Origin of the sequence: Paracoccus alkanivorans (assembly GCF_003697785.1) — a bacterium.
GTDB lineage: Bacteria > Pseudomonadota > Alphaproteobacteria > Rhodobacterales > Rhodobacteraceae > Paracoccus > Paracoccus alkanivorans.
Map to the genome: position 1 here is coordinate 1 of NZ_QOKZ01000025.1, position 12658 is coordinate 12658.

At 60.5% G+C, this 12658-nt stretch carries 13 protein-coding genes and 1 pseudogene; all 14 read right to left on the reverse strand.

Going from position 1 to position 12658, the window contains the following annotated elements; all coding sequences use genetic code 11:
* Window positions 1–390: 390 nt before the first annotated feature.
* Window positions 391–681: a type II toxin-antitoxin system RelE/ParE family toxin gene (locus C9E81_RS22305; RefSeq protein ID WP_122114557.1), complete on the reverse strand. Its 291-nt coding sequence runs from the start codon at window positions 679–681 to the stop codon at window positions 391–393.
* Entirely contained in the window at window positions 678–923 is a 246-nt protein-coding gene (locus tag C9E81_RS22310) for a type II toxin-antitoxin system ParD family antitoxin (protein ID WP_122114558.1), read from the reverse strand. The genes C9E81_RS22305 and C9E81_RS22310 overlap by 4 nt, the downstream gene beginning before the upstream one ends.
* 335 nt (window positions 924–1258) lie before the next feature.
* Window positions 1259–1495, reverse strand: a complete 237-nt coding sequence (locus C9E81_RS22315; RefSeq protein ID WP_122114559.1) for a TniB family NTP-binding protein — start codon at window positions 1493–1495, stop codon at window positions 1259–1261.
* A 78-nt stretch (window positions 1496–1573) separates the two neighbouring features.
* Window positions 1574–2284, reverse strand: a complete 711-nt coding sequence (locus C9E81_RS22320; protein ID WP_026155209.1) for an IS6-like element ISPpa9 family transposase — start codon at window positions 2282–2284, stop codon at window positions 1574–1576.
* A gap of 217 nt (window positions 2285–2501) precedes the next feature.
* Window positions 2502–3779, reverse strand: a complete 1278-nt coding sequence (locus C9E81_RS22325) for an FAD-dependent oxidoreductase (protein WP_166462018.1) — start codon at window positions 3777–3779, stop codon at window positions 2502–2504.
* A 74-nt stretch (window positions 3780–3853) separates the two neighbouring features.
* Window positions 3854–4271, reverse strand: a pseudogene (locus C9E81_RS23740) (DUF3237 family protein).
* Window positions 4272–4275: 4 nt separating this feature from the next.
* A complete protein-coding gene (locus tag C9E81_RS22340) occupies window positions 4276–4908 on the reverse strand; it encodes a helix-turn-helix domain-containing protein (protein WP_122114563.1) in 633 nt (210 codons plus the stop codon).
* Window positions 4889–5926 carry an Ldh family oxidoreductase gene (locus tag C9E81_RS22345; protein WP_122114564.1) on the reverse strand — a complete coding sequence of 346 codons (1038 nt, stop codon included), beginning with the start codon at window positions 5924–5926 and terminating at the stop codon, window positions 4889–4891. The genes C9E81_RS22340 and C9E81_RS22345 overlap by 20 nt, the downstream gene beginning before the upstream one ends.
* Before the next feature lie 5 nt (window positions 5927–5931).
* Window positions 5932–6801 (reverse strand): ABC transporter ATP-binding protein, encoded by an 870-nt coding sequence (locus C9E81_RS22350; protein WP_122114565.1) that lies wholly within the window; start codon window positions 6799–6801, stop codon window positions 5932–5934.
* Entirely contained in the window at window positions 6798–7787 is a 990-nt protein-coding gene (locus C9E81_RS22355) for an ABC transporter ATP-binding protein (RefSeq protein ID WP_122114566.1), read from the reverse strand. The genes C9E81_RS22350 and C9E81_RS22355 overlap by 4 nt, the downstream gene beginning before the upstream one ends.
* A 9-nt stretch (window positions 7788–7796) precedes the next feature.
* Window positions 7797–8693, reverse strand: coding sequence for an ABC transporter permease (locus tag C9E81_RS22360; RefSeq protein ID WP_122114567.1), 897 nt, complete (start codon window positions 8691–8693; stop codon window positions 7797–7799).
* Window positions 8690–9607 (reverse strand): ABC transporter permease, encoded by a 918-nt coding sequence (locus tag C9E81_RS22365; protein WP_122114568.1) that lies wholly within the window; start codon window positions 9605–9607, stop codon window positions 8690–8692. Before C9E81_RS22365 ends, C9E81_RS22360 begins: the two co-directional genes overlap by 4 nt.
* A 90-nt stretch (window positions 9608–9697) precedes the next feature.
* On the reverse strand, window positions 9698–11206 hold the full coding sequence (locus C9E81_RS22370) for an ABC transporter substrate-binding protein (RefSeq protein WP_243698781.1): 1509 nt from the start codon (window positions 11204–11206) through the stop codon (window positions 9698–9700).
* Window positions 11207–11299: 93 nt separating this feature from the next.
* Window positions 11300–12307: a dipeptidase gene (locus C9E81_RS22375; RefSeq protein WP_122114569.1), complete on the reverse strand. Its 1008-nt coding sequence runs from the start codon at window positions 12305–12307 to the stop codon at window positions 11300–11302.
* Window positions 12308–12658: the final 351 nt, after the last annotated feature.

Consider the following 12658-nt stretch of genomic DNA (forward strand, 5'->3'; position numbering starts at 1 on the left):
TCAGATCGCGTTCGCTCATCAATACCCATCCCATGACCGTCCCCCGAATTGTTATTTGCTTGGCTCGTCGGGGGAGTGTGACATTCCTGCTTTGCCAATGTGGGACATTTTAGCATTGCTGCTATAATCGCTTTCCGGAATAATATATATTATGGAACGAATAGCATATTTCTGTATAAATACAGGATGGTATGGTGTCATTACCAGGCCGCCGTTTCCCGCCGTTCCGTAGCCGGCGGGTTGGCATGGCCATGAGACCGCTGCCTCCATCCGGCGTTGCGGTGGTCCGTTCGGCATCGTTGACTCGCACCTGTAACGAGAACAGGTTTACGGCTGCCGTCAGACCGCCTCGATCAGCTCGCTGCGCTCCATTCTTGCCATGGTGAACAGCTAGAGATGCCGCTCAACGTCTTGGCGCTGGTGCAGAATGCGGATCACGTCGAGCGTGTCCGCGCCCTCCCGGACATAGACCATATGTGAGGCAGCCCGCGCCTTGCGTATCCCGGGACGCAGGTCGACCGGCCGGCTGACCGTGTCGCCCGCGGCCAGAGACAGGCAGATCCCGTACAGCGCGTCGAGATAGCGATCGGCCTGGTCCATGTCCCAGTTACGCGCCGTGTAGTCCCAGATCCCGGCCAGATCGGCGCGGGCGGCCGGTGTGAAACGCAGGAGCTTCGTCATCCTGCGCGGGCGGCCCGCATTTCAGCCTTGAAGGCAGCAATGTCGAGGGGCTCGGGTGTCCCGGAAGTGTCACCTTCGTCGAGGGCAGCCTGGAGGGCACGGACGCGGGCTTCATGTTCTTCCAGAAGCCGCAGCCCGGCGCGAACCACGTCGCTGGCCGAGCCATAGCGGCCCGCTTCGACCTGCGCGCTGATGAAGCCGGTGAAATGCTCTCCGAGAGAGACAGAGGTGTTGCGAGGCATGGGCTTACCTGAACTTGACGATTTGTACCAATATATAATACATGGTCAGCCGGATTGCCAAGATCCTTTGGGTTCGCAGCATGAGCGCTTACTCGGCAACGCACATGCACCGCAATTTTGAGCCACGCATCCGACCATATGCCGCTGCGATCTGCGCGGAAATGCGGGTCAGGTCCGTTATCCGGCTCGAACCGGATGGCCACGGACCAGGCGTCCCGCAACATCCGCGCCTTTCTGTCCGCAAGGGGATCGGTCAGCGGACGCCTCACCACCTCCGAGCGGCTCCGAGTTGTAGATTTCTGCGCTAAATGGCAGGGTTCTGCTGGCGCTATTTGTCAGTCACCCGGCCCGATCACGAGCCGGTCACGGGCAGCCTCGACAACTTCCAGCGTGACCTCTGCGGCGGCGTTGATGTCCATGATCCGCCGCATCTGCGCGAGGAGACGTTCAACGAGGCGGAGGTTGCCCCGGGTCAGGCGGATCACGGCGGCGAGTGCCTCGATGCCTTCCAGACTTTCTTGATCGAAGGTGATCCCGAAGACAGCACCGTGCCTCGCCGCGACCAGTCGCATCTCAGCCTCGCGCAGAGGCTTGAACGGCATTGCCAAGTTGGGTAATTGTGGGCGCAAAGGGGGGCGAAGCGTGAGCGCTTATGCGTTCATCTCGAGCGCATAGTCGTTCCACAGGCTGAAGGCGTCAGCCCGTGCGTGGCGGTATGAAGATGCGGTGAGACGATAGCGGCGGGGACGGAAGAGGGTGTTGATCTGGTCATGGGCGGCGAGGAATCTCTGCGCCTGTCGTTGGGACTTGAAGCGTCCCATGATCTTCTCTCGCCGTCGCGTTGGTCTGTGTGAGCCCTCGACCAGGTTGTTCAACCCCTTGTGTGCCCTGTGGTCGGCGTCGGGAGCCAGGTTCCGGATTGGCTTGAAGTAGCTGCGCAGCTTGTCGGTGATCATCACACGCGGCTGGCCGAATTGCGCGATGAGCCTTGCCAGAAAGCGCCTCGCGGCTCTGGCGTTCCGGCGGGTTTGCACGAGGATGTCGAGCGTGTGGCCATTGGCGTCAACCGCCCGCCAGAGCCAGTGTTTCCTGCCGCGTATCGGGATGACGACCTCGTCCAGATGCCACTTGTCCGACGGCCCCGGCCTATCGCGCCGGATGCAGGTGGCAAACTGCGCGCCAAAGCGGTTAACCCAAAGCCTGATGCTCTCGCGGCTGACGATCACGCCGCGCTCTGCCAGAAGGTCCTCGACGTCAGCCCCGCTCAGGGCGAAGCGGTGATATGCCCAGACGGCGTAGGCAATGATCTCACGGGGAAAGCGAAACCCCTTCAGGCGCGGCATGGATGATGGCGTTTTCATCCGAGATCCTGTAGCAGGCGCTTCACGACACAACAACTTGGCAATGCCTGCTAACGCTGTCGCGCGAGATGTTGAAGTGCCACGCTGCCTCGCGTTGGCTCACACCCTCCGCACAGGCAGCCGAACCTAAGTCTAAGTGAAATCCTCCCGCCATCCCGCCGCTACCGTGCGACTTTCTCACCTTCGTTCTCAGACGTGCTGATGCCGCGGCAGGCGACTAGATCGGGACGAGCCATCGTGCTGGTTCTGACACATCCCGAAGTGCGCCGGGTTCGCCGCCCATCGCCTGCGCAATTAGCTCCCCGCAACCCAAGGACATTGTCCAACCAAGCTGACCATGACCAGCGTTGACCCACAGGTTGTCGTATCTGCGCACGCGACCCAGAAAAGGCGGGCCGCCGGGCGTCGTCGGCCGCAAACCGCTCCAGTAGGTGGCGTTGTTATGATACACCGCATCGCCAAAAGTCCGCCGGACATAGGTGTCGAGCAGCCGCTTGCGATTTTCGGGGAGGCTGCGGTCCATACCGGCGAATTCCGCAATCGCCGTCACTCGTAGTTTACCGCCATAGGTTGCCACGGCCAGAAGCTCGGTCTCGTCCACGAAGGGCAGGCGCGGCACACCGTCGGGGTCGCGCACCTGCCAAGTGCCGGAATAACCTTTTACCGGATAAATCTGCGGGACGAACCCCAGCGGTCGGGTCAGCTGAGGCGTTTCGACACCCGTGGCTAGGACCACGGCGCCACACTCGACTGGCCCCTGATCCGTCTCGACAGCGGTGATCCGGTTACCGTTACGATGCAGGCCGGTAACGCGGCGGTTGAAACAAACCTGCAGGCGATTGCTGCCGCGAAGGGTCTCAACCGTGCGCTGCGTGAACAAGCGGCAATCGCCTACAGAATCCTCCTGACTGAAGATCCCGCCTTTCAGCCGGTCGCCCATCTTGCGCAGGGCAGGTTCGATTTCGAGCAAACGCTCGCGCGACATAACCTCCAGCCCGTCGCCTGTCAGTGATGCGGTGCGGGTATCGAACTGAGCTTGGTTCTGAAACAGATATAGCCCGCCGTCATGGCGGGTATCCTGCGGGAGCCCCAGATCCGCCTCCGCCGCGGAAAGCAAGTTGCGGCTGTAGCGGCTGAGCCGCTGCAGCCGGTCGGAATTGCGGTGGTGAGCTTTGCCTGTGCAATTGCGCAGAAAAGCTGTCCCCCAGGACCAGAGCGCCGGATCGGCAAGGCGTGTGACCTTCAGCGCCGGTTCCCGTCCCACAAGAGCGCGCAGCACCGAGCCCACAGCACCGGGAGAGGCCCAGGCATCCGCATGGCCGACCGCCATTATTCCGGCATTGGCGCGGCTGCACAATGCCGCCGGGCCGTCATGCGCGTCGATCAGAACCACACGTCGGCCCCGCTTCATCAAGGAACGGGCAGTCATCGTGCCGACGACGCCCGCGCCGATGATCGCGATCGGCTGGTCGGAACTGTCGAAAGTGTTGGACATGAACGTCTCATTTCTGTGGGCCACGGATGTTATGTGATGCGATAGACATTCACGCTGACCCGGTTGCCGCGGCGTTAGCAACGTGCGGCAAAGACGGCTTCGGTCAGCCATTCATACGGGCTGCGCGGTGCATCGAATACAGGCGTAGAGCGAAAATAATAGTTGTCGCCTGCGATAGGCTCATCCTGCGACATCCGCGCTAAAATGCCGGGTGTGGCGATTTGCAGCCCCCGGTTGACGATATATGGGAGTCCCGTCTTCGGTCATAAGCGTATAGTACGCTGTCACTTCGGCATTGCCGTCGCTCCGGATCGACGCGTAGTCGGCCCCGCCCGGAACCACGTTGCCGGTCAGTCTGAGGTCCGGCGACTTCCCCGCCGATGATGGGAGCGATGCGCCACGTGCCGCAAGGCCCCGGATCGCCTTCGAGCGAGGTATCAAGGTCGACGGTAATCTCGACACAGAATTCGAGCCCGATCTGCGGTTCGGCATAACTTCAGCCGTTTTTCTCTAGGATGCCATGCACACGGGTTGCGATCCAGAGGACGAGCGCATCCTCCTCGCCTGACGACGTCAGTGCGTGCCCCATGCTGGAATCGAAATAGCAGCTGTCTCCTGAATTCAGGTGGATCATTGCGTAATGGTGGGAATGCAGGACGACGCTGCCGCTCATTACGTAAAAGAACTCTTCACCGCTGTGGCCCTGCAATTCGTCGAATTCGCTGATCGATCGGGCGCTGATCCGGGTCAGCAGCGGCGTGAACTCTTTCGTGGCCAGTCCGGCACATAGCATCTGGTATTCGTAATGCGGCGTGGACTGGCGCGGCCCCTCGCCCGCACGCGTGACGACAAGCCGCCCGGCTGCGGCTTCGCGTGGCTTGCTGCCAAACAGTTCCGCCACCTCGACCTTGAGCCCCGTGGCCAGCCTCAGAATAGTGTCATAAGTCGGAGAAACCTGTCCGTTCTCGATCTTGGAAACGGCCGACAGCGAAATCCCGGCGCTTTGCGAGAGGTCGTTCAGGGTCAAGCCGGACCTCTTGCGAAGCGCCTGCACCGTGACCCCAATGGGCGGGGAAATGGCCCGGGTCGATTTCTCTGTCTGGGCCAAGCTAGAGTTCTCCCTGCGCATATTCGTTCAGCCTTCGATAATCCTCTGTGGAGATACCGATGTCCTGCGTGCCACGGCCTTTCCAGCGCCTGTAGCCCGGATAAGTCGTCAGCCCTGCATCAGACAGGCGGGAGATGAATTCGCCCGCCTTTTCCACGAATCCCGCGCCACCGGAAAATTCCGGGTCGATCCCGATGAAGATCTGGCCGGTTCGCGGCGTCTGCGCACCCGGATGCGCGGACCAATCCACCTCGAAAGAAAATTGTCCTCCCGTCAGCCCCGCCACCATAAGCTCTATCATCATGGAGATCGCCGAACCCTTGTGCCCGCCAAAGGGCACCAGTGAGCCGCCGTCAAGGATTTCTTTGGGATTGCAGGTCGGGGTGCCATTGCTGTCAACTCCCATGCCTGGCGGAAGCATCCGCCCCGCGCGCGCCGCTATCTGAACATCGCCGTTGGCCATCGAGGTGGTGGCAAAATCGAAGACCAATGGGGCGCTGCCCTCAATCGGAGCGGCAAAGGCAATGGGATTGGTGCCGAAGAGCGGCTTTTCTGCGCCCGCCGGGATCGAGCAGGCGAAACTGTTGACCAGCGAAAGCGCGATCAGCCCCTCCTCTGCAAAGGGCGTGACATCGGGCCAGAGTGCCCCGAAATGATGCGAATCCTTGATCGCCATGAAGGCAATCCCGTTGGCCCGGATGCGCGCGACGAAATCCTCGCGCGCCTGTAGGAATGCAGGCTGGGCGAACCCATTGCGTGCGTCAACGCGGAGATAGCCGGGAGCAGGGGCTTCGATCTGCGGCTCGGCGGCTCCGTCCACCCAGCCGGAGCGCAGGGTCGAGACATAGCCGTCAATCCGGAAGATGCCGTGGCTCAGCGATCCTGCGGCTTCGGCGCTGGCGCAATTTGCGGCCAAAACTGTCGCGGTCCGCTCGCTGCAGCCATTACGACGAAAGATGCGCGCCAGCAGAAAGGCCAGATCACATTCGGTAATCCTCTGGCCCGTCCTTTGAGTGTCCAGGGCTTGCTCTCCTGTCATGTCGTTCAAACCCGCTGCGACACATAAGACGGATGATCCCGCATCGCGTGGCGCGCCTCCGCATCGACGTTTAGATCCGGGACCCCGGCACCCTGATTGACGGAGAGTGTCGAATTCAGCAGCAACCGCGTATAGGGGTGCTGCGGTGTCCCAAAGACTTTTTCGGACGTGTCCATTTCCACGATCCGGCCCAGAAACATGACGGCGACGCGAGTAGTCATGTGCTGGATCACCGCCATGTTGTGGCTGACCATGACATAGGTCAGGCCGAACTCCTCGCGCAGCTCCAGCAGCAGGTTCAGGACCTGGGATTGTACCGAAACATCCAGCGCCGAAGTCGGCTCGTCACAGATCAGCAGGTCCGGCCTAGTAATCAACGCGCGCGCGATGGCGACACGCTGACGTTGTCCGCCGGACATCTGGCTGGGATAGGCGTCGAAGAACCGCGATGACAGGCCGACTATGTCCAACAACTCCCGCGCCTTCCGGTCACGTTCCGCCGCGTTCTCCTGGCCACGCAGGTAAAGCGGATAGCCCACGATCTGCCCCACGCTCTGCCGCGGGTTGAGAGACGAATAGGGATCCTGAAAGATGAACTGGATGCGCTCGGCAATGCGCTTGCGCGACATCTCTATAATGGGGGTCCCGTCCAGCAGAACCTCGCCCTGTGTCGGCGGCAACAGCCCTAGCATGATCTTGGCCAATGTCGTCTTGCCCGAACCGGATTCGCCGACGATGCCAAGGATATCGCCTTTTCTCACGTCAAAGCTGACATCCTCGACCGCGCGGATCGTGGGGCTGCGGCCGGTAATCACCCGGCGCCCGCCGAAATCGTGTGTCACGTTGGAGAGCGAGAGGATAGCGTCTTTGCTCATGGTGCAGTGCTCCTCGCGTTAGGAGCTTGGGCCCCAGTCTTGATGCAGCGGGCAACGTGTTCTGCCCCGACCCCCACCAGCGGAATAGGAACCCGGCATTCTTCACTGGCAAAGGCACAGCGGTCGCGGAAATGGCAGCCTTCCATCTTTTGTACCAGCGACGGTACGGTACCGGGGATCGATGGCAGGGGCTGCATGCGCGGATGCGACGGATCGGGGACCGACCCCAATAGCGCGCGCGTGTAGGGGTGCTTTGGATTTTCAAAAAGCTCTTTGGCCAGGGCGTTTTCGATAACTTGGCCTGCATACATCACCACCACCCGGTCGGCGATGCGCGACACCAAACCCAGATCATGGGTGATCATGATCATTCCTAGCCCCATGGATTTTTGCAACTCGGCCAGCAGGCGCAGCAATTCGGCCTGGATTGTCACGTCAAGCGCGGTCGTGGGTTCATCCGCTACGATCAGCTCGGGTTCACACATCAGCGCCATGGCAATCACAACGCGCTGGCGGAGCCCGCCGGAAAGCTCGTGCGGATATTGTCCCAGCCGCTCGGCGGCCTTGGCGATCCCGACGCGTTCCAGCAGATACACCGCCCGTTGGCGCGCCGCTTCCCTGTTCCCGCGGCGGTGGGCCATGTAGACGTCCGTCAACTGGCGCCCGAGCGTGTGTAGGGGGTTCAGCGCAGTCATCGGTTCCTGAAAAATCATCGATAGACGGTTGCCCCGCAGCGCGCGGATCTGCTTGTCGGACATGGTGATCATGTCCTGCCCGTCGAAGGTCATACGGCTTGCGCTGCGCTTGGCCGACTTGGGCAGCAAGCCAAGCAGCGACAGCGCTGTGACGGATTTCCCGCAGCCGGATTCGCCGACAATGCACAACGTTTCGCCCTTGCTGACGCTGAAGCTTACGTCCTGCACGGCATGAAGCGGCCCCCCTTGCGTCGGGATCATGACATTCAGATTCTGGACGTTCAGTAGCATCGGCGCTCCTCAGTTCCGGCCCTGCGGCGTTGTGATGTCGCGCAGCCCGTCGCCCAGCAAGTTTGTCCCCAGAACCAGCAGGAAAAGCGCGATGCCGGGAATGGTGATGAGCCACGGTTCGAACAGGATCGACGCCTTACCTTCCGAAATCATCAGCCCCCAAGAGGGAAGCGGCGCCGGCACGCCCAATCCAAGAAAGGACAGAGCAGCCTCCAGAACGATCGCCTGCGCCATTTCCAGCGTTGCCACGATCAGCAGGTTGTTCAGCAGATTGGGCAGGATCTCGTGCCGAACGATCTGCAGCGTGGACGCACCCTGGATCTGTGCAGCGGTCACGAATTCCTGCGAGCGGAGCTGGATGGTCGAGGCGCGCGTGACAAGCGCGAACCGGTCCCAAAGCAGCAGGCCTAAGGTAAGCATGACAACGGTAAGCGACGACCCGAACAGCGCGACTACGGCCAGTGCGATCAGGATGACAGGCATCGCAAGGCGGGCGGTGATGAAGAACATGGCGATGCTGTCGACCTTGCCGCCAAAATAGCCGGCAGCGATGCCGATGGTGGTGCCGATGATGCCCGACACGATCGCCGTTCCAATGCCGATGATCAGAGAAATCTGCGCGCCGTAAAGCAGACGCGACAGATAATCGCGCCCGAGGTGATCGGCACCCAAGACATGGTTCCAGCTGCCGCCTTCGTGCCAGACGGGCGGAGCGAAGCGCGACAGAAGGTCTTGCGCATAGGGATCGTGGGGCGCCACCAGCGGTGCAAACAGGGCCATCAGCAGGCAGGTCAGCAGGATTGCCAGGCCGATGATCAGCCCGGCATGGCCCATCCAGCGCGGGCGCCGCATCCTGCGGGCCGCCCGATCCTGCGCCGGGGGAGTGGAAGCGACGATATCGGTCATTTCATCCTCATGCGGGGGTCGAGTGCGGCGTTTAGCATGTCCGCCAGCAGGGTGAGCAACACGTAGAAAAGCGAGAAGCACAGGACGAGCGCCTGCACGGTGGGAAGATCCGCGCGGCCAATGCTCTCCCAGGCCAGCCTACCCGCGCCGGGAATGGCAAAGACGCTTTCCACCACGACTGATCCGGCCAGCATGAACCCAAACTGCGCCGAGGACAGGCTGATCAACGGCAGCGCTGCATTGCGCAAGGCATAGTCGAACAGCACCCTTCGTTCAGACAGCCCCATCGCGCGCGCCGTGCGGATGTAATCGGTCTCCAGTGCCGATATCATGCCGGACCGTGTTAGACGCATGATCGCGGGCATGGAGAAATAGCCCAGAACCAGCACCGGCAGCACGTAGTGTCGCCATGTGCCCAAGCCCGACGATGGCAGGATCGGAAAGGTGATGCTGAAAACGATGATTAGCAGCAGCGCAAACCAGAATGACGGCACCGCCTGTCCGACGACCGCAATGAACAGTGCACCGCGGTCGATCAGGCTATTCGGCCAGCGCCCTGCCGCCACGCCAAGCGGCACGGCGATCAGCATTGCAAAGATCAAGGCAAATATCCCGACCTGCGCTGTGACGGCAAAACGCGACAGGATAATCTCGGACACCGGCTGACGGAAATACAGCGAATTCCCCAAGTCGCCCTGCAGCACATTGCCGACCCAACGCAGATACTGAACGATCAAGGGATCATCGAAGCCGTAGATCTGCCGGATGTTTTCGGCATCTGCCGCGGTGCTGGCACTTCCGGCAATGGCTGCGGCAGGGTCGCCGGCCGTGAAGATCAACGCATAGGTCAGGAAGGACACGAAAAGCGCCAAGAGGCACGCCATGAAGATGCGGCGCAAGGCATAGTTCAGCATCGCCAGTCTCCGTCAGGTTCAGTTTCTATGGATCGCGGAACCCGGAACAGTGGCGGCCCGTCGGGACGAAGGGCCAGCCGCTGTGTCCGCTTAGTTCCAGGTGGCATCCCAGAAGGGTACGAACTCATCCGGGCTGACCGATAGCGACAGATCTTCGGCCATCGCGGTGTTCATGGCGAAGGTCCAGAGGGGCACCCAATAAGCGCGTTCGGCGATCAGCTTCAGCGCTTCAGCATAGAGTTCGGCGCGGCGTTCCTGATCGACGATGCTGGTGGCTTCAGTCACGAGCTTGATCACGTCGGGATCCTGAGCGACGTCGTCACCAGTCCCGGAAAAGAAGCCCGCGACGCTCATTCCGACGTCGCCAATCCCGTAGGAGCCCCAGTTGGTGAACTCCATGTCGCGTTGGTTATTGCGCCACTGATCAGAGGCTGCGGCGTAGGTCAGCATGTTCACTTCCAGATTGATCCCGACTTTGCCGAGGTCGGCAGCGATCGCCTGCGCCTGCGTCTGTGCGGAGGCGTCGCTCATTACCAGGCTTATGTCAAATCCGTCTCCATAGCCTGCTTCTTCCAGCAGGGCGCGCGCCTTTTCGGGATCGTATTCATATGCGGTCACGTCGGTTGTGCATCCGTATTGCAGCGGGTTGCAGGCCGTGTCGATCAGGGCATAGTTCGCGCCGACCAGCGCGTCACGGATCGCCGTTTTGTTGACGGCATGGTTGATCGCCTGACGGACGCGCGGATCGGCAAGCGGCGTGTCCGGGCGCTGCGGGTTCATCGCGAGATAAGCAAACCGCATGACCGGTGCCGATTCTACCTTGACCCCCGGCTGACTGTCCAGCCGCCCCACGTCGTCTTCCGGCACGCGCCAAATCCAGTCCAGCCCGCCACTAAGCAGTTCCGCGTATTGCGTGTTCTGTTCCGGCAGGATGCGGAAGTTCAGCGTTTCGATCTGCGCATTGGCCTTTTGGCCGCCGGAATAATAGTCGTCGAACTTCTCGAACGTGAATTCGGCGCCCGGGGTCTGGCTGACCAGCTGATAGGGTCCGGTGCCGACCGGCTTGACGGACATGCCCTCGGGGCCGACTTCCTGATAATATTTGGCGGGATAGATTGGTACGTTACCCGCCAACATTTCCAAAGCCATCGGATAAGGCTCTTTCATTGTCAGCCGGACCGTATTGTCCTCCAGCTTTTCGGCCTTTTCGATCCAGTTCACGGCGATCTGATACCGCGCGCCATATTCCGGTTTCGACACGGTGTTCAGCGTATAAACCACGTCGTCTGCGGTTAGGGTATCGCCGTTGTGGAACTTGACCCCGTCGCGGATCACGAAATCGATTTCGGTATCGGACACCATCTCATAGCTAGATGCCAGTTCGGGTACGAATTCTCCCGTCTCGTGGTTCTTCGAAACCAGACCGTCATAGAGAAGCCGCGCCAGCACCAGCTCTTCGCGCCCGGTCGCCATGTAGTTATCAAGCATGGCGACGTCGTTTCCGAACGCGCCGTTGAAAGAATTGCTGGCCTTGTCGGCAAATGCCGGTGTCGCGACGGCAGTCACGGCCAGCAAGCTGGAAATCCACTTCATCTGCATCATTTTACTCCTTGTTGGCCTGTTGCTCTTCCGGGCGGTCGAGCCACAGGCTCTTCTCGCGGAGCCTTGTGGCGGGTCCGATCCCGGGCGCGGTCATTCGCCCCAGACGGTTTCGTACATGCGGATCAGGTTTTCGCCGTAGACCTTGCGGATGTCTTCTTCAGTGAAGCCGCGGCGCAGCAGCGCTTCGGTCAGAGCGGGCATCGTCGCGGGCGTTTCAATTCCCGCCGGGTAATGGTGCGGTGGCGGCGGGTAGGCCTTCGGACTCCAGGTGTTGTCGGCGATCCGCGCGTTATAGGCAGCCTTGGCTGCTTCAACGTCGATGTAGGGGTCCTGACCGGTATAATAATCAATCCCCAACGTCACGCGGTCGATCCCGATCATGTCGGCCATGTAGGCCATGTGATCGATGAACTGGTCGATTGTCGGACGCTTATCGCCGGAAACAAAGCCCGGGAAGCCCACAATGCCGATCGTCCCGCCATTGGCGCCGATTGCTTTGATCAGTTCGTCCGGCAAGTTGCGTGGAGAGTCGTGAACGGCGCGCGCATTGGCGTGGGAAATGATGACTGGCGCCGACGAATGTTCGATTGCATCGTAGGTCGTCTGCTGGCCCGTATGCGAGCAGTCGATGATCATTTTCGCTTTGTTCATGCGTTCTATGACCTGCAGGCCGAAGCGGCTAAGACCAGAATCGGTGCGTTCCTCACAGCCGTCACCCACGCGGTTCTTGATGTTATAGGCGAGCTGCATGACGCCTACGCCCATGCCGCGGAAGGCGTCAATCAGGTCAAGGCTGTCTTCAATCGGGCCGGTGCCCTGAAAGTGCAGGATGATCCCAGTCTTGCCGCTTACCTTTGCCGTGCGGATGTCCGCGGCGGTTTTGATCAGCATAAGGTCGTCACGTTCGCGGATCAGTTTGTACCATTGACCGATATTGCGGACAGCGTCTCCGCAACCATTCCAAGCCCCAACCGTCGGCGCGACCGCCGTAAAGCCGCCTTTGCGGTAATCGTCAACGTTCGACATGTTTTGAAGCAGCGGGCATACCGCGTCGATCAAGATCGCACTGTCATGCAGTTTTTGGATCTCTGAACTCATGCTGTCTCCTCTTTCCAAAGCTGACACTGGAGCATTGCTCGGCAACACGCTGCAATTTCGGCGCGCTGAGCGAGCAAGGCAGCGCTAAGGCCTAGCCAACTCGAAAAAAATGTTCGTGGCAACAATTTTTTATTACTAAAAGAAAAAATTCTTCTTTAAGCAAGTTTGCCTTCTTCATGGCGCAAAGTATCAGCACACTGCTCATTCACTGACGCACTACTAGGGTCAGATGGGGTATTCGGCTTGCGCTCCACTTCCAGCCTCGGTCTCCGGTAGGTGCTGCGCCTCGAGCTGATGATAGAACGTGGTCTGTGTGAAGCAGTCACAAGCATCAGGAAGGAAGCGCAGCAT

What these genes read in the sequence shown, in the direction of transcription:
- C9E81_RS22370 (WP_243698781.1), bottom strand. Translation starts at nt 11,206, where the DNA reads ATGCAGATGAAGTGGATTTCCAGCTTGCTGGCCGTGACTGCCGTCGCG.
- C9E81_RS22325 (WP_166462018.1), bottom strand. Translation starts at nt 3,779, where the DNA reads ATGTCCAACACTTTCGACAGTTCCGACCAGCCGATCGCGATCATCGGC.
- C9E81_RS22315 (WP_122114559.1), bottom strand. Translation starts at nt 1,495, where the DNA reads ATGCGACTGGTCGCGGCGAGGCACGGTGCTGTCTTCGGGATCACCTTC.
- C9E81_RS22375 (WP_122114569.1), bottom strand. Translation starts at nt 12,307, where the DNA reads ATGAGTTCAGAGATCCAAAAACTGCATGACAGTGCGATCTTGATCGAC.
- C9E81_RS22320 (WP_026155209.1), bottom strand. Translation starts at nt 2,284, where the DNA reads ATGAAAACGCCATCATCCATGCCGCGCCTGAAGGGGTTTCGCTTTCCC.
- C9E81_RS22350 (WP_122114565.1), bottom strand. Translation starts at nt 6,801, where the DNA reads ATGAGCAAAGACGCTATCCTCTCGCTCTCCAACGTGACACACGATTTC.
- C9E81_RS22345 (WP_122114564.1), bottom strand. Translation starts at nt 5,926, where the DNA reads ATGACAGGAGAGCAAGCCCTGGACACTCAAAGGACGGGCCAGAGGATT.
- C9E81_RS22340 (WP_122114563.1), bottom strand. Translation starts at nt 4,908, where the DNA reads ATGCGCAGGGAGAACTCTAGCTTGGCCCAGACAGAGAAATCGACCCGG.
- C9E81_RS22355 (WP_122114566.1), bottom strand. Translation starts at nt 7,787, where the DNA reads ATGCTACTGAACGTCCAGAATCTGAATGTCATGATCCCGACGCAAGGG.
- C9E81_RS22305 (WP_122114557.1), bottom strand. Translation starts at nt 681, where the DNA reads ATGACGAAGCTCCTGCGTTTCACACCGGCCGCCCGCGCCGATCTGGCC.
- C9E81_RS22310 (WP_122114558.1), bottom strand. Translation starts at nt 923, where the DNA reads ATGCCTCGCAACACCTCTGTCTCTCTCGGAGAGCATTTCACCGGCTTC.
- C9E81_RS22365 (WP_122114568.1), bottom strand. Translation starts at nt 9,607, where the DNA reads ATGCTGAACTATGCCTTGCGCCGCATCTTCATGGCGTGCCTCTTGGCG.
- C9E81_RS22360 (WP_122114567.1), bottom strand. Translation starts at nt 8,693, where the DNA reads ATGACCGATATCGTCGCTTCCACTCCCCCGGCGCAGGATCGGGCGGCC.